This is a genomic window from Actinoplanes sp. NPDC051851, assembly GCF_040681165.1.
In the GTDB taxonomy this organism is placed as follows: Bacteria; Actinomycetota; Actinomycetes; order Mycobacteriales; family Micromonosporaceae; genus Actinoplanes.
This window is the reverse complement of the sequence record NZ_JBFAYF010000007.1, coordinates 1-14641: the sequence shown is the minus strand read 5'-3', so window position 1 is coordinate 14641 and position 14641 is coordinate 1. Positions and strand designations below refer to the sequence as shown.

Genomic DNA, 14641 nt, shown 5'->3' with positions numbered 1-14641 from the left:
TTGACCGACGTGGACAGTCCGCGCACCCTGCCCGCGACGTACTACGCAGCCAGTGAGGGAAGCCGCCTCGGCCAGCGGCGCTTCCTGACCACCACCCGGATCCGGCTGGTCGCGCTCTTCCTCGCCGCGGTCGGCGGCGCCGCGAGCTGGACGGCCGGATCGTTCGACCTGCTCGGCTGGCTGGCGTTGCTCGCCTTCACCACCGCGCTGGCCACCGAGTTCTACCAGCTCACCACCGACCCGGTGCACCTCTGGTACGAGGCCCGCGCCGCCACCGAGTCCACCAAGACGGTCACCTGGCGCTACCTGGTCGGCGGCGACCCGTTCCCGGCCGGCATGGACCCGCACCGGGCCGACGAGCAGTTCCTGAGCCGCCTCCACGACATCCTGGAGGGCCTGGCCAGCGTCGCCCTGCCGCCGATCGACGACTCGGACGAGCAGATCACGCCCTACATGCGGGAGAGGCGCGCGACCTCGTTCGAGGAGCGCCGGGAGCTCTACCTCACCGACCGGATCACCTCGCAGGCCCGGTGGTACGGCCGGGAGGCGCGCCGCCACGACCGGATGGCCCGGGCGTGCACGGCGGCGGCGGTCGCCCTCGAGTTCGCCGGCGTGATCGGCGCGACGCTCAAGGCGTTCGGGCGCTTCGACATCGACCTGCTCGGCATGCTCGGCGCCGGGGCGGCCGGGGTGATGGCGTGGAGTCAGGCCCGGCAGTACGCGTACAACAGCCGGGCGTACTCGGTGGCGTACCAGGAGCTCGCGGCGATCCGGTCGGAGCTGCGCGCGGTGCCGGAGGCGGACTGGGCCCGCTACGTACAGGACGCCGAGGAGGCCATCTCCCGGGAGCACACGCTGTGGCGGGCGTCCAAGGGGCTGAGCCCGCGCCGCTGACCCCCCGGCCGTGTTCCGGTCGTGTCTCAGCCGGGCCCGAGCGGGCGCCACCGGTCGCGGTCGGCCCGGCCCGGCAGGCAGATCACCCGCAGGCCGTTCGCCGTCCTGCTCAGAGCCCCGGTGGGCGCGCAGGGAGCGCCGAGTCGCGCTTCCTGTTCGGGTACGGTCTGCGTCGGCGTCGCCGAGGTGCCGGTCGCCGTGGGCGCCGGTGCCGTGGTGCTCCGGGTCCGGGTCGGGCTGGGCCGCGCGGTCGGTTCCCCGGTCGGCTCGGCGGTCGGCTCGGCGGTCGGCTCCCGGCTCGATGGCCCGCTCGGGTCCCGGCTCGGCTTCTCACTCGGCGGCGCCGTGGTCGCCCGTTCCACGACGCGGGACTGTGGATCGTCGCCGCCGCGGAACAGGCCGGCGACCGTGGCTCCCCCGCCGCAGCAGAGCAGCACCAGCACACCGGTCGCGACGAGCACCGCGGTCGAGGAACGAGTAGGCACCGGACCACTCTGGCCATCACACCACCCGTACGTCGATGCCGGACGTATGCCATCTCCAGCCGATTCACTCCCCCGGCGCGATATCCACAGGCGGCGGAACTCCGTTGGCGCCGCGCCACGGCGGCCTCCTCGAGGACCCCGTCGTCTTCACCGGCCCGGTCCTGGGATCGGAGAAGGTCGACGGAGCGAATTCGCGTCTGCTCCTGCTGCCGGGTGGTGGGTATCTGCTCGGGTCGCGGGAGGAGCTGCTGTACGCGTCCGGGGATCTGATCGGGAATCCGTCGCAGGGGATCGTGGCGAATCTGCGGGCGGTGGCGGACCGGGTGGCCCGGACCACGCTGGTGCCCCGGGACGGGATGCTGCGGGTGCTCTACCTGGAGTTGTACGGCGGGCGGATCGGCGGGCAGGCGAAGCAGTACAGCACGCGGGGTGCCGACGGGTGGCGGCTGTTCGACATGGCGACCGTGGGTGCGCTGGAGGAGCGGCTGAGCTGGCCCGCGGAGCGCATCTCCCGGTGGCGGGAAGGGGGCGGGCAGGCGTACTCGGAAGAGGTGGAACTTCAGGCGGCGGGCGTGACGGCCGGGATCGAGCTTGCGCCGCGGCTGTTCACCGTCGACGGGAGCTCGCTGCCCACGGAGGTCGCGGGGATGCACGCGTTCCTCACCGAGTGGCTGCCGGAGACGTTCGTCGCGCTGGACGAAACCGGTCAGGGCGCGCCGGAGGGGATCGTGCTGCGGTCGCCGGACCGGTCGGTGATCGCGAAGGCGCGGTTCCAGGACTACGAGCGCACGCTGAAGCGGCGGGCCGATCGGCACTGACCGGCGTTGGGCGGCGCTGGGCGGCGCTGGGCGACGTTTGACCGGCGTTGGGCGGCGCTGACCGCGGTGTGTGGGCGGCGTTGAGCGGTGGCCGGTCCGGGACTGATCCCAGGCCCCCGAGAGTCCCCCGGGCCCCGCCAGGCCCGAGGGACGGTCCTGGGATCAGAACGGAGCCGTACCGGGTTCGGTGACGCTCACGGTAGGGGGTGGGGATGGGTGATGGTGCGGTGAGTGTCAATTCCGGACGAACTTCGGACGGAGACGGGAGATGATCATCCAGCCTGGACGGTGAGGGGTGGTCCTCCGTTGGAACGATGCCGTAACGCCGGTCGGCTTTCTAGGGTCGGAGGGCCCGGCGATGTCGCCTCCGCGATCGCGGGGATCGCCGTGGCGTACGGCACTGGGGGGCAGAACCATTCGGGAGAGCGCCGGCAACGGTCCGGAACACGGCGGGCCGGAGGGCGCCGAGACACGGGACGTCTTCGCGGGGGACATCGAGACGCGGGATGAGCTCGGGGACGCACTGAGTACGTTGCGGCGGCGGGCCGGGCTGAGCATCCGGGAGCTGGCCGCGCGGTCGGGGCTGCCGCCGGCGACGGTCGGGGGGTACGTCAAGGCCACCCACCTGCCGGGGCCCGCCCAGCGGCCGCAGTTCCGGGCGCTGCTGACCGCGTGCGGGGTGACCACATCGGACCTGGCGGCGTGGGAGGACGCGCTGGGGCGGGTCCGGGCGCGGACCGATGGACGGCAGGTGCGGCGCGGGGCCGACGGGCCGCCCTACCGGGGGCTGCGGCCGTTCGAGGCGGAGGACGCGGGGCTCTTCTTCGGACGGTCCGCGTTCGTGGACGAGGTGCTGGACCGGCTCGCGGCGCTGCGGGAGAGCGGGCCGGATCTGCGGCTGCTCTTCCTCGTGGGGGCGTCCGGGTCGGGGAAGTCCTCGCTGCTGCGGGCGGGGGTGGTGCCCGCGGTGACGGCGGACGGCGGCTCCGTCGCGGCGATGACTCCCGGGGCGGATCCGGTGAAAGCCCTGCGAGAGGCCCTCTCGGGTACGGCGGAGCCGCGGGTGCTGGTCGTGGACCAGTTCGAGGAGGTCTACACCGTCGCGGGTGAGCACGGGGTGGACTTCGTCGGGGAGCTCGCCGGGCTGGGGCCGGGGACGCTGGTCGTGGCGGGGATCCGGGCGGACTTCTTCGCGGCCGCGGCGGCGGATCCGGTGCTGGTGCCGGCGCTGCAGGAGTGGCAGATGGTGGTGCCGCCGCTGACCGAGGAGCAGCTGCGGGCGGCGATCGTCGGGCCGGCCGAAGCCTGCCGGGTACCGGTGGACGAGGCGCTCGTCGAGGTGGCGCTGGCGGACGTGCTGCCGGCCCGCCGGGGCGGGAGCGGGTATCCCGGGCATCAGAACGTGTTGCCGTTGCTGTCGCATGTGCTGCTGGCGGCCTGGGAGACCCGGGAGCGGGGGCGGCTCACGCTGGCGCACTATCGGGCGGCGGGCGGGCTGAGCGGGGCGGTGCAGCAGAGCGCGGAGCAGGCCTACGCGGAGCTGAGTGAGGCGGAGCGGGAACTGGCGCGGCGGCTGTTCCTGCGGCTGGTCACCGTGGACGAGGAGACGGTCGCCACGAAACGGCCGGTCGGGCCGGCGGAGCTGCCCGCCGGGCGGGAGGTGATGGCGCCGGTGATCGAGCGGTTCGTGGCCCGCCGGCTGATCACGGTGCATGAGCGGTACCTGGAGATCAGCCATGACGCGCTGCTGACCGCGTGGCCCCGGCTCGCCGAGTGGATCACCGCGGATCACGCCGGGCTGCTCGTGCACCGGCGGCTGGCCCGGGCCGCGGACGACTGGCGGTCCGGCGGCATCGCCGCGGACGGCACGCGGTCGGGCGGCATCGCCGCGGACGGCGCGCGGGCGGGCGGGACCGCGGCGGGCTCGGACGATCCGGGGCTGATGCGGGGGAATCTGCTCGCCCAGGTGACCGAGTGGGCGCGGGATCCGGATCACCGGGCGCTGATGAACGGCGTGGAGCGGGAGCTCCTGGACCGGAGTCTCGCCGCCGTCGAGGCCGAGCGGGAGAGTGACCGCAAGCGGGTGCGGGTGCTGCGGCAGCTCGTCGGGGCGCTGCTCGTCGTCGTGCTGGTCGCGGTCGGGCTCGCCGGGTACGCGTTCCGGGCCGGGGCGGTGGCGGCGGATCAGCGGGAGGCGGCCGGCCGGGCGCGGGACGAGGCGCTGTCGCGGCAGGTGGCGATCGAGTCGGCGCGGGCGCGGGACGTGGATCCGGCGCTGGCGGAGCAGCTGGCCCTGGCCGCGTACCGGATCTCGCCGACCCTCGACGCGCGGTCGGCGCTGCTCGACGCGACCGGGAGCGGCGTGGTGCACCGGCTGGTCGGGACCTCGGGGCCGACCGTACTGCGGATCGATCCGTCCGGGACGTTGATGGCGGTGAGCAGTGCGGCGGACGGGACCGTCGGGCTGTACCGGTACGCGGGCGGGCGGCCCGTGGAACGGCTCGGCGTCGTGCCGGCCGGGGAGAGCGGAACGGCCGGGGAGACCGGGAGCACCGGGAACGTGGTGTACGCGATCGCGTTCAGTCCGGAGGGGCGGACGCTGGCCGTGGGCGGGGAGGACGGGCGGGTGCGGCTGTACGACGTCCGGGAACCGCGCCGGCCCGTCGCGCTCGGGGTGGCACCCGGGAACTTCGCGGCGGCGGTGGAGTCGCTGGCGTTCGATCCGTCCGGGACGCGGCTCGTCGCGGGTGGCGGGAGCCCCTCGCTGCGGGCCTGGGGGATCATGCCGGGGGCGGACTGGAGCCGGCCCGCGCCGCTGTGGGTCACCGGTGGGCGCGAGGTGATCCAGAGTGTCGCGTACAGCCCGGACGGGCACAGCCTGGCGGCGGCCGGGAGCAGCGGGACCGTGCAGGTGTGGCCGGCCGGGCGGCTGGAGAGCACGCCCGCGTCGATCGTGGTGGGTGCCGGCACGATCACCGCGATCGCCTGGTCGCCGGGTGGGGAGACGCTGGTCGCGGGGGCCAAGGACGGAACGGCGGTGCTGCTGGACGTCGCCGGGCACCGGGTCCGGCGGCGGCTGGAGACCGGGTTCACCTCGTGGGTGAACGCGGCGGCGTACTCGCCGGACGGCGGGCGGGTCGCGGTGGGCGGGTCGAACAACACCCTGGTGGTGTTCGGCGCGGAGACCGGTGAACGGCTGGACACGGTGGCGAGCGCGGCCCAGATCACGGCGGTCGCCTACTCCCCCGACGGGACCGTGCTGCACGTCGGGGCGGCGGACGGGGTGGTCCGGAGTGTTCCGGTGCCGCGGCGGGTGATCGACGCGGCGAGCGGGGCGCTGTTCGCGCTCGGCGTGGACCGCGGCGGGACCCGGCTGGCGGTCGCCTCGACCGGGGCGCGGGGGCACGTCCAGCTGTGGTCGCTGAAGCGCGGCGCGGCGGCGGGCAGTCCGGCAGGCACGGGCAACCCGGCGGGCGACGGCGCGGTAGCGGGCGGCGGTGCGGCGGCGAGTGGCGGCGATGTGGCGGGTGCCGGTGTCGGGGCGGGGGCGGGGGTGACGCCGGGCGGGCGGCTGGAGCTCGACGCGAACGCCGGGGACTTCGGGGCGTCGGCCGGGTCGGTGGCGATCTCGCCGGACGGGCGCTCCGTGGTCACCGGGAACCGGGCCGGGAGCGTGCTGATGACGACCGGGAGCACGCACGCCACGCTGAGCGGGTCGGCGGCGCTGATCGAGGCGCTGCAGTTCAGCGCGGACGGGCGGCTGGTCGCGGCGGCGGCGGACGACGACCGGGTGCACCTCTGGGACGTGCACGATCCGGCGGCACCGCGGCGGCTGCCGGATCTGGACACCGGCGGGCAGGCGACCAACGTGGCGTTCAGCCCGGACGGGCGGTACCTGGCCGCGACGAGCGCGGACCGGTCGGTGCACCTCTGGGACATCAGCGATCCGGCGGCCGCCCGGGAGCTGCCGTCGCTCGGCGGGTTCGGGAACTACGCGTGGTCGGTGGCGTTCTCGCCGGACTCGCGGGTGCTGGCCGCCGGTGGGGCGGACGACACCGTACGGCTCTGGGACATCAGCGATCCGGAGCGGCCGCGGGCGCTCGGGGAGCCGCTGACCGGGCCGACGCACTACGTGTACAGCCTGGCGTTCCGGCCGGACGGGAGCGAGCTCGCCGCGTCGGGCGGGGACGGGTCGGTGTGGACGTGGCGGGTGGACGGCCTCTCCGCCACGGCGGCGCCGCACGCGTCTCCCACGGCGACGCTGCACGCGGCGAATCCGGGCGGGAAGACGTACGCGATCGCCTACCTGCCGGGCGGGACGGCGCTGGCGGCCGTCGGCACGGCGGGCACCGTGACGTTCTGGGACACCGACGAGCGGCGGGTGATCGACGCGCTCTGTGCCGGTGGCGGGGACGGGCTCACCGCCGCGGAGTGGGAGCAGTACGTGCCGGGGGCGGCCTATGTCCGGTCTTGCCCGTGAGACGGCCGGGCGCGCGGCAGCGACCTGGAGGGATCCCTCCAGGTCGCTGCGACCGGCCCGGTTCCTTCGGTAGGTCGTACGATCAAAGGTTCTTGATCATGTCTTCGAAATCGGTCGTGAGGGCGAACGGATCGACGACGGCGGCAGGCTCACGGCGGTCGACCTCGCGGGCCAGTTCGGCGGCGGCGCGGTCGATGCGGCCACGGAGCGGGCCCTCCGCCGAGTCGGCGCCCCAGTCGTCGCTGGCCGCGAAGACGGCGGTGGGCAGGATGCTCGCCCGCAGGTAGGCGAAGAGCGGGCGCAGCGCGTGCTCCAGGACGAGCGAGTGGCGCGCGGTGCCGGCCGTCGCGGCGAGCAGGACCGGCTTGTCCACCAGGGCGTCCTTGTCGAGGACGTCGAAGAAGGACTTGAAGAGTCCGCTGTAGCTCGCGCTGAAGACCGGGGTGACCGTGATCAGCGCGTCGGCCGCGGCGACCGCCTCCTGCGCCTGGTTCAGCGCGGTGGGGGCGAAACCGGTCAGCATGTGGTCGGTGATCTCGTGGGCCAGGTCCCGGAGCTCGATGACCCGGACGTCGAGGGTGACCCCGAGCCGCGCGGCGGCCTGCTCGGCGCCCCGGGTCAGCTGGTCCGCGAGCAGCCGGGTCGAGGACGGCTGACTCAGACCGGAACTGATCACGACGAGCTTGCGCTGCTTCATGCGGTGACCTCGTCCTTCTTCTCGTTCTTCTCGTTCTTCTCGTTCTTCTTCGCGACCAGGGAGGCGTGGGTCGGCGCGTCCGGGACGTGGGCCGGCTTGAGCGACGCGAACTCCTTGCGGAGCACCGGGACGACCTCGGCGCCGAGCAGGTCGAGCTGCTCCAGGACGGTCTTGACCGGCAGGCCGGCGTGGTCCATCAGGAAGAGCTGGCGCTGGTAGTCGCCGACGTAGTCGCGGAACTTCAGGGTGCGGTCGATGACCTGCTGCGGGCTGCCGACGGTCAGCGGGGTCTGGCGGGAGAAGTCCTCCAGCGACGGGCCGTGGCCGTAGACCGGGGCGTTGTCGAAGTACGGCCGGAACTGCTTGATCGCGTCCTGGCTGTTCTTGTTCATGAAGACCTGGCCGCCGAGGCCGACGATGGCCTGGTCGGCGGAGCCGTGCCCGTAGTGCTCGAAGCGCTGCCGGTAGAGACCGACCATCTGCTTGGTGTGCGACGCCGGCCAGAAGATGTGGTTGGCGAAGAAGCCGTCACCGTAGTACGCGGCCTGCTCGGCGATCTCCGGGCTGCGGATCGAGCCGTGCCAGACGAACGGCGGGACCTCGTCGAGCGGGCGCGGCGTGGAGGTGAAGCTCTGCAGCGGCGTGCGGTACTTGCCCGACCAGTCGACGGTGTGCTCACGCCACAGCTTGTTCAGCAGCGCGTAGTTCTCGATGGCGAGCGGGATGCCGGCCCGGATGTCCTTGCCGAACCACGGGTAGACCGGGCCGGTGTTCCCGCGCCCGAGGGTCAGGTCGACCCGGCCGTCGGCGAGGTGCTGGAGCATCGCGAAGTCCTCGGCGATCTTCACCGGGTCGTTCGTGGTGATCAGCGTGGTCGCGGTGCTGAGGATCAGATCCTTGGTCTGCGCCGCGATGTACGCCAGGGTGGTGGTCGGCGAGGAGGAGAAGAACGGCTCGTTGTGGTGCTCGCCGAGCGCGAAGACGTCGAGCCCGACCTCCTCCGCGTGCTTCGCGATGGTGACGATGTCCTTGATGCGCTCGGCCTCGGTCGGGGTGTGCCCGGTGGTCGGGTCGGTGGTGATGTCCGAGACGCTGAAGATACCGAATTGCATGACCCGCTCCTGTTGCTTCCCGCCGGGGTTTCTGACGTCCCGGACTGCCCCGCACAACGCGCTTGACTCAGCAACTATTTCAGATTCAAAGAACTTGCGCTGCGGCGGGGGTCACAGGGCTGCGCCTGCCTGGGGGCGACCCCCAGACCCCACGGCGTCGTGGTCCCGCTCCGCCGTTCGCTCACGGCCGGCCGCTCCTCGGACGTCCCGGCAGACGCGGTGGGGCTGTGGCGGCGGCTTCCATCCGCTGGACGGCGGCCGCCACCTCCGCGACGTCGCGCATGCCGACAGCACCGCTTGCCGCCTCGTCGCCAACCATTCCCATGCCACGATCGAGGCTGGCCTCCGAAGCCGCACCAACGAACTGGGAACAGAGTTCCCTCCCGTCGACGGCCTGCCGTCCGACGCGGTGACCTACTGCGACATGACGACCAGCCCCGCCGGAAACCCGGTCACCGTCGAACGCCGTTTGCATGAGATCACCGAAAGATACGAGCCCGGCAGCATCGTCCCCACATTCATAGCCGACGCCGACTCACAGATCATCCAGTCGGTGAACACCATCGAGCGAACCCTAAAATCCTCGAACACCCAATACTGAATCAGCGCACTCCCTTGCCGAGAAGAACGCGTTCGTCGTTCGGGCCGCCGTCTGTATCAGGTAAGCGGTGTGAATGGGTTGCCGCTGCCGGTTGTTGACCCTCGCTTCCAGTTGGGCGAGCCTGCCAACCGACCCGGCCGAGCCGCCAGGTGCCCTCTGCGAGCACTGACTGACGGGCATCGCCGCTTTCTGCGAGCCAGCCTCGATGCGACAACCGTCGCCCGGACATGGAATGCCGGCACGGACGCGTGACAACACCACTTGCATCGCGCACCGATTAGGTTTCCACGCCGCGCTCGTCTGTAGGTATGTGATCGACTCACGAGAGGCTGGCACGATGCGGAAACTGACCTTTGCTATGAACGTGACCTTGGACGGCTACATCGCCGCGCCAGACGACGACCTCGGCTGGAGTGGGGGTGAGGACCCGGAATCGTCGAGCGACGAGCTGTTCCAGCGGTGGTCCGACCGGGTGAGGGCGACCGGCCTGGCGCTGTATGGGCGCAAATTGTGGGAGGCGATGAGTTCCCACTGGCCGACCGCCGACCAGCAGCCCGGTGCCACACCGGCGGAGATCGAGTTTGCCCGCCGTTGGCGGGACATGCCGAAGGTGGTGTTCTCCTCGACGATCGACAAGGTCGACTGGAACACCCGCCTGGTCACCGGCGACGCGGTCGCCGAGATTACTCGGCTCAAGGCCGAGGACGGCGGCCCGATCGACATCGTCGGCGCCACACTTGCCGCAGCGGCCATGCGGGCCGGGCTGATCGACGAGTACATGCTGGTCACATACCCGGTCCTGGTGGGCGGCGGCACACCGTTCTTCACCGCTCTGGACAGCTGGGTGAACCTGAACCTCGTGGAGACGCGAACATTTCCCGGCGGCGTCCTGCTGACCCGATACGAAACGAGGCGATGAGCACGAGCCGACTGCCCGGCCAGCGAGGCCGGGGTCGGATCCTTCCTGACGTGCTCACCGCGACCCTCGGCCATGATCCGAGCCCCCCAGGCCATCCCCGTACGTTGCGGGCGAGCTGTCTACTCGCTGGACATATGGGCGACGGCGTCGTTGGTCGTGACGATGTTCTTCGGGCGCCAAGAGACCCCGCCGGCGTTGCCGGCGGGGTCGGCGGCAGCTTTCTCGTTGACGATGGGACTCCTCTGATCACAGCGTCGGGGGCAGGTCCAGCCATGGCTTACCGGCGGCGTCGAATCCGGTGAGCTCGGCGATCTTCCCGTCGACGATGTGCAGGACCGCGATGGTGAACAACCGGTACTCCAGGTCGTCGGAGGGGCGGAGGTACAGCGCGGCGGCAGGCATGCGGTTGACGGTCGTTGCGATCCCGCGCCAATCGTCGTATCCGGGCTGGAAGAGCCCACCGGAGACCCAGCCGTCCACCGCGTCCTTGGCCGTGATGACCGAGGTGCCTGCCTCGGGCAGCATCACGAAGCGCAGGTCGTCACGCAGCAGGGACATAAGCCCGTCGAGGTCGTTGCGCTCGTGGGACTCGATGTAGGACTTCACCACGCCGCGCTCGTCGTTCGACAGCTCGGAGCTGACGGAGCTGCGCCAGTCGAGTCGGCGGCCGGGTAGCTGATCGCGCATCGTCACGCGCGCTCGCTGCAGCGCGCTGGTCACCGATGCAACAGTCAGATCGAGGGCGTCGGCGGCCTTCGGCGCCGGCCAGCCGAGCACGTCGCGCAGGATGAACACCGCCCGCTGCCGCGGCGGCAGGTGCTGGACGGCGACGATGAACGCCAGCTCGATCGTCTCCCGCGCCACCACCGTTTCCTGCGGGTCCTCGGGCAGCATCCGGTCGGGGTACGGCTGCAGGTACAGCACCTCGGAGCCGGAGTCCGGCAGCTCGATCGGTACGGGTGTGCGGTCATTGCGCTTCTTCAGGAAGTCAAGGCAGACATTCGTCGCAATCCGGTACAGCCAGGTCCGCAGCGCAGCGTGGCCCTTGAACGATTCTCGCTTGTTCCACGCCCGGAGGAACGTCTCCTGCGTCATATCCTGGGCGTCCTCGTAGTTCGCGAGCATCCGGTAGCAGTGCACCTGCAGCTCACGCCGGTGGCGTTCCGTGATGAGCGCGAACCGTGCCGTATCGCCTGAACGAACCACCGCGATGAACGTGGCTTCGTCGGCGCCCAGCGGCATAGCGTCGGTCATGGTCGTCAATCCTTCCAGCGCTGCGAGAGGGCTGCCAGAACAGACGACGTGGCGGAACAATTATAATCGGTGAAGCCGCTGCCACCCGGCGGTTCGGCAGCACGGACAGGGCGAGTCAAGAGGCACACTTCGTACCGGCGTTGGGCGTCTTAACCCGCTCGTTCCGGCCCGACAGAGCGATTCCAGCGCGGCTCGAACATCCCGAATGACACACGCGGTGATCAGAGTCTTACGCGGAGGAGCTCATTGCTTCCGGTTGCCGGTCAACCGAGGAAGCCGCGAAGATCATCCATGCGAGTGGTCTTTCGCGACGAGGGAGCCGCGCATGGTTCTGGCGACGTCGTCGACGTCCCCTCCTGCTTGATATGCACTTGCCCTGCCGTCAGTGTCGGACGAACTTCTCCGTGATCGCTGCGTTCTGGGCGACGACCATCATCGCGACGGTTCCGCTCGCCGTCTCGGCATCCCAGGCGTAGAGGCGATGACCGTCGCCAGTCGTGACCTGGCGCATGAACTGCGCCTCGGGTGCGGTCGGAGGCCGGAATACCGGGTGATGAAACAGGTCAGAACAAGAAGCCCAGACGACGTCAGTGAAGGTGACCTCGACGCTGTGATGGTAGGTGAGGTCGTTATCCGCGATGAGACGGAGCCCGGACACGTCCCACCGGTCCACCTGCCAGTCCCACCACAGGCCGTTCAGCCTCACCAGGTCGCGCACTCAGCAATCATGCCGGCCGCGAGCGGCTCGCCGGACAACGCGCGCTCATGCCGCTGTCATCGGCGCGGCCGGTCTTGGGCCACCACTGCCCACCGGCACGCAGCGTAGCCGTCCTTCGAGGCTGGGTGGCCGGGGAGGATCGCCGCACTGACCAATCCCCGCCGCGGCGGCGGGTCTGGGTGAAAGCGGCGCCGGGTGAGCCGTCCTGCCTGGCTCAATGGTCGATATTTTCAAGATCGCCTGAGCGTTAGGGTCGGCGGCGTGCAGATCGTGACCTCACCCCCACCCGACCGCGGGCTCATCGTGGCCGCCGTGCGGTACAAGTCGAAGAAGGCGCTGTGGCTGTTCCGAGGGCTGGGCCTGCTCCTGCTCTCGGCCGTCGTGATCGACTCGATCGCCGCAGGTTCGCCCGATGTGGTCGGCCTTCTCCTGAGCCTGCTGGCCATCGTCGGCGTGCCTTGGCTGCTGGTCAGCCGCGCAACCAGCCGCTGCTGGCGCCTCTTCGCCACCTCGGGCACCTACACGATCGACGAATGGGGAGTGCAGCGCCACAGCGCCCTCACGCAACACGGCTACGGCTGGTCGGCTTTGAACGGCATCGACGATTTGCCCGGACAGTTGATCTTCACCACCGGGAAAGCCGGCTTCCTGCCGATGTCCACCGCCGCCCTACTCGACGGCGACCGCGAACACATCCTCGCGATGGCCGCCCAGAATGGCGTACGCCTGACTTGAAAACGCCACAATCCGGACAGAAAGGCTGCCTTGTTGCGGCGAGACCGCGGTGAGCGGACTACTCGCCTGAACCATTCCCCGTTCACATGTCAAATGCCTGGTCAGTCATTCGTTATTGGAGCTACGTAGCCGGATGGTCCAGGCGGGCCAATGTGCCCTGCTCGTCGCGGGTCCAGCGGCGGCCGGCGCTGTCCTGGAACTCGATCTGGACCGGCTCGGGCTCGACGTAGGAACGGAGCCAGCCAGCCAGCCAGGCGGAGCGGGACGGCGAATGCTCTGGCCGGACGGTACCAGGCCGACGAACTCGATCGACTCCGCGCCGTCAGGGGCGGGCAGAGGCAGCTCCGCCTCGTAGATCGGCATGTCGCTCGCGCTGTGGCTGCGGAAGGCCAACTCGCGGCTTCCATCCACCTTGCGGTACATCTACCCACGCGCTGATCTTCGCGGCCTGCTCGCGCCGCTCGTCCTCCGCTCGATCCGCCTCCCGGCGCTGATCCTTCCGGGGCAGCATGAATCCGACGATGAACGCCCCCACCGTCCCCACCGCCGAAAAGCTGTCCGCGGCATCCCCGATCCAGCTGTCAGCCAAGATGAGGCACCGTTTCCCCCGACAGGTACCGGTCGATCCGCATCCGCATCGACCGGTCCATCGTCAACTCACCCACCTCCGACGGCGCCACCCACCGCACCTCACGCGACTCGTCACTCGGCGTCGGCTCCCCGCCCACCGGCCGGGCCGTGAACACGACCGAGAACTCCTGCCGCGCCTCGTCGTTGCTGGTGTAGAGCACCACATGCCGCGGATCGGTGTAGATCCCGACCAGCCCCGTGATCTCCACGTCGACCCCGGTCTCCTCCAGCGTCTCCCGCGCCCCGCACTGCGGCAGCGACTCCCCCAAGTCCTGCGCCCCACCCGGCAACGCCCAGTTGTCGTTGTCGGTCCGATGAATCAGCAGCAACTCACCCTGCTCGTTCACCACGACCACGTTCGCCGACGGGACGATGCTGTTCGCCTGCGGAGCCGAAGGGTCGTCGAAGTAGTCGATCCTGCGGGACATCTGCCACCTCAATCCAGCGGGCTCGCGAATCCAGCGGGCTCGCACCTTCCCAGACGCGCGCGAAGCTCTCCAGGTACGCCCCAGTCCTATCCGGACTCCCGGTCGTCGGCAACCCGGTGCGCGGCGACGTACTCGTTCAGGAAGCTGTCCAGGATCGATTTCCGGCTGCCGGTCAGCATGCGGCACGCTCCGGAGAGCTCGGCGAGGAACTCCTGGTCGGTGACGGCGTAGCGATCCGGGAACGAGGCGATGCGGTCGCTGCCGTTCGGGTCCCGGCCGCCCGCCGCGGCGAACGAGGAGATCACCCACTCGCCGTCCGCGTACGACACCTCCAGGCAGAAGTCCAGGTCGAGGGTGCTCTCGTGCTGGACCGCGACGTACCAGTCCAGGGCGAAACCGGCCGGCTCCCGGCGGCCGCCGCGCTTGCGCGTCAGGTGCAGCGGCACGGAGACCCGGGTCACGCCGGGCTGCTTGCGTAGCCAGGCGGCCAGTCCCGTCAGGGCCGTGTGCACGTCCACAGCGGCGGACATGGTGGCCGCGGCCCCGGCCTGTTCCTCAGCGGTCATGACGAGCTCACCGCCCTCGTGCACGCTGGCGCGCGCTTGGGCCGATGATATGTCCCTTCAGAGATCATTTGCCCGGAGCGAGGGCTGGGGTCGCGGCGCTTCGCCGGGCTGACCTGGGCAAACCTCCGACTGTTCACTCATGTCACGCCTCTGACCAGGGCATCTGCGGCGGGGGCGGGAGGGGCGCTCTTCCGGCTGGCGGTGAGGGGTGACCCTGCTGGCTTATTCGGTGCTGGTGTCCGTTCGTGGGACTGGGTGGGTAGGTTGTGTGGTTATGTCGATGCAGCCGAAGCCGTGGCCTGAG

Annotated in this window: 13 protein-coding genes; 5 read left to right on the top strand and 8 right to left on the bottom strand. The window is 70.8% G+C overall.

The features are described 5' to 3' along the window. The first annotated feature begins 9 nt into the window (after positions 1-9). Positions 10-894 (top strand): DUF4231 domain-containing protein, encoded by an 885-nt coding sequence (locus AB0M08_RS09350; protein WP_364490854.1) that lies wholly within the window; start codon positions 10-12, stop codon positions 892-894. Positions 895-920: 26 nt separating this feature from the next. Here the strand turns inward: AB0M08_RS09350 and AB0M08_RS09345 are convergent, their stop codons facing one another. Beyond that, positions 921-1379, bottom strand: a complete 459-nt coding sequence (locus AB0M08_RS09345) for a hypothetical protein (RefSeq protein ID WP_364490852.1) — start codon at positions 1377-1379, stop codon at positions 921-923. Between the two features lie 104 nt (positions 1380-1483). Between AB0M08_RS09345 and AB0M08_RS09340 the strand changes: the two genes are divergently transcribed. After that, positions 1484-2197: an RNA ligase family protein gene (locus AB0M08_RS09340; protein ID WP_364490850.1), complete on the top strand. Its 714-nt coding sequence runs from the start codon at positions 1484-1486 to the stop codon at positions 2195-2197. Between the two features lie 358 nt (positions 2198-2555). Then, positions 2556-6677 carry a helix-turn-helix domain-containing protein gene (locus tag AB0M08_RS09335; RefSeq protein ID WP_364490848.1) on the top strand — a complete coding sequence of 1374 codons (4122 nt, stop codon included), beginning with the start codon at positions 2556-2558 and terminating at the stop codon, positions 6675-6677. An 82-nt stretch (positions 6678-6759) separates the two neighbouring features. On the opposite strand, the gene AB0M08_RS09330 is transcribed toward AB0M08_RS09335, so the two are convergent. The 3 genes from AB0M08_RS09330 to AB0M08_RS09320 all read right to left on the bottom strand — a co-directional run bounded on the left by AB0M08_RS09330 (position 6760) and on the right by AB0M08_RS09320 (position 9050). After that, positions 6760-7374 carry an FMN reductase gene (locus tag AB0M08_RS09330; protein ID WP_364490846.1) on the bottom strand — a complete coding sequence of 205 codons (615 nt, stop codon included), beginning with the start codon at positions 7372-7374 and terminating at the stop codon, positions 6760-6762. Continuing rightward, positions 7371-8486, bottom strand: a complete 1116-nt coding sequence (locus AB0M08_RS09325; protein ID WP_364490845.1) for an LLM class flavin-dependent oxidoreductase — start codon at positions 8484-8486, stop codon at positions 7371-7373. Before AB0M08_RS09325 ends, AB0M08_RS09330 begins: the two co-directional genes overlap by 4 nt. Positions 8487-8900: 414 nt before the next feature. Further along, complete coding sequence (locus AB0M08_RS09320; protein ID WP_364490843.1) at positions 8901-9050, bottom strand: hypothetical protein; 150 nt, start codon at positions 9048-9050, stop codon at positions 8901-8903. 374 nt (positions 9051-9424) lie between these two features. Between AB0M08_RS09320 and AB0M08_RS09315 the strand changes: the two genes are divergently transcribed. Beyond that, complete coding sequence (locus AB0M08_RS09315; RefSeq protein ID WP_364490841.1) at positions 9425-10006, top strand: dihydrofolate reductase family protein; 582 nt, start codon at positions 9425-9427, stop codon at positions 10004-10006. A 246-nt stretch (positions 10007-10252) separates the two neighbouring features. Here the strand turns inward: AB0M08_RS09315 and AB0M08_RS09310 are convergent, their stop codons facing one another. Both AB0M08_RS09310 and AB0M08_RS09305 read right to left on the bottom strand, forming a co-directional pair. Further along, positions 10253-11260: an RNA polymerase subunit sigma-70 gene (locus AB0M08_RS09310; RefSeq protein WP_364491249.1), complete on the bottom strand. Its 1008-nt coding sequence runs from the start codon at positions 11258-11260 to the stop codon at positions 10253-10255. Between the two features lie 382 nt (positions 11261-11642). Beyond that, the gene (locus AB0M08_RS09305) at positions 11643-11978 is read right to left on the bottom strand and encodes a hypothetical protein (protein ID WP_364490839.1); all 336 of its coding nucleotides are present in this window, start codon (positions 11976-11978) and stop codon (positions 11643-11645) included. A 261-nt stretch (positions 11979-12239) separates the two neighbouring features. On the opposite strand from AB0M08_RS09305, the gene AB0M08_RS09300 reads away from it, so the two are divergent. Beyond that, a complete protein-coding gene (locus tag AB0M08_RS09300) occupies positions 12240-12713 on the top strand; it encodes a hypothetical protein (RefSeq protein WP_364490837.1) in 474 nt (157 codons plus the stop codon). Between the two features lie 581 nt (positions 12714-13294). Here the strand turns inward: AB0M08_RS09300 and AB0M08_RS09295 are convergent. Together AB0M08_RS09295 and AB0M08_RS09290 are read right to left on the bottom strand one after the other, a co-directional pair. Beyond that, positions 13295-13771, bottom strand: coding sequence for an NUDIX domain-containing protein (locus tag AB0M08_RS09295; protein WP_364490835.1), 477 nt, complete (start codon positions 13769-13771; stop codon positions 13295-13297). 86 nt (positions 13772-13857) lie between these two features. After that, complete coding sequence (locus tag AB0M08_RS09290) at positions 13858-14337, bottom strand: hypothetical protein (RefSeq protein WP_364490833.1); 480 nt, start codon at positions 14335-14337, stop codon at positions 13858-13860. Positions 14338-14641 lie beyond the last annotated feature (304 nt).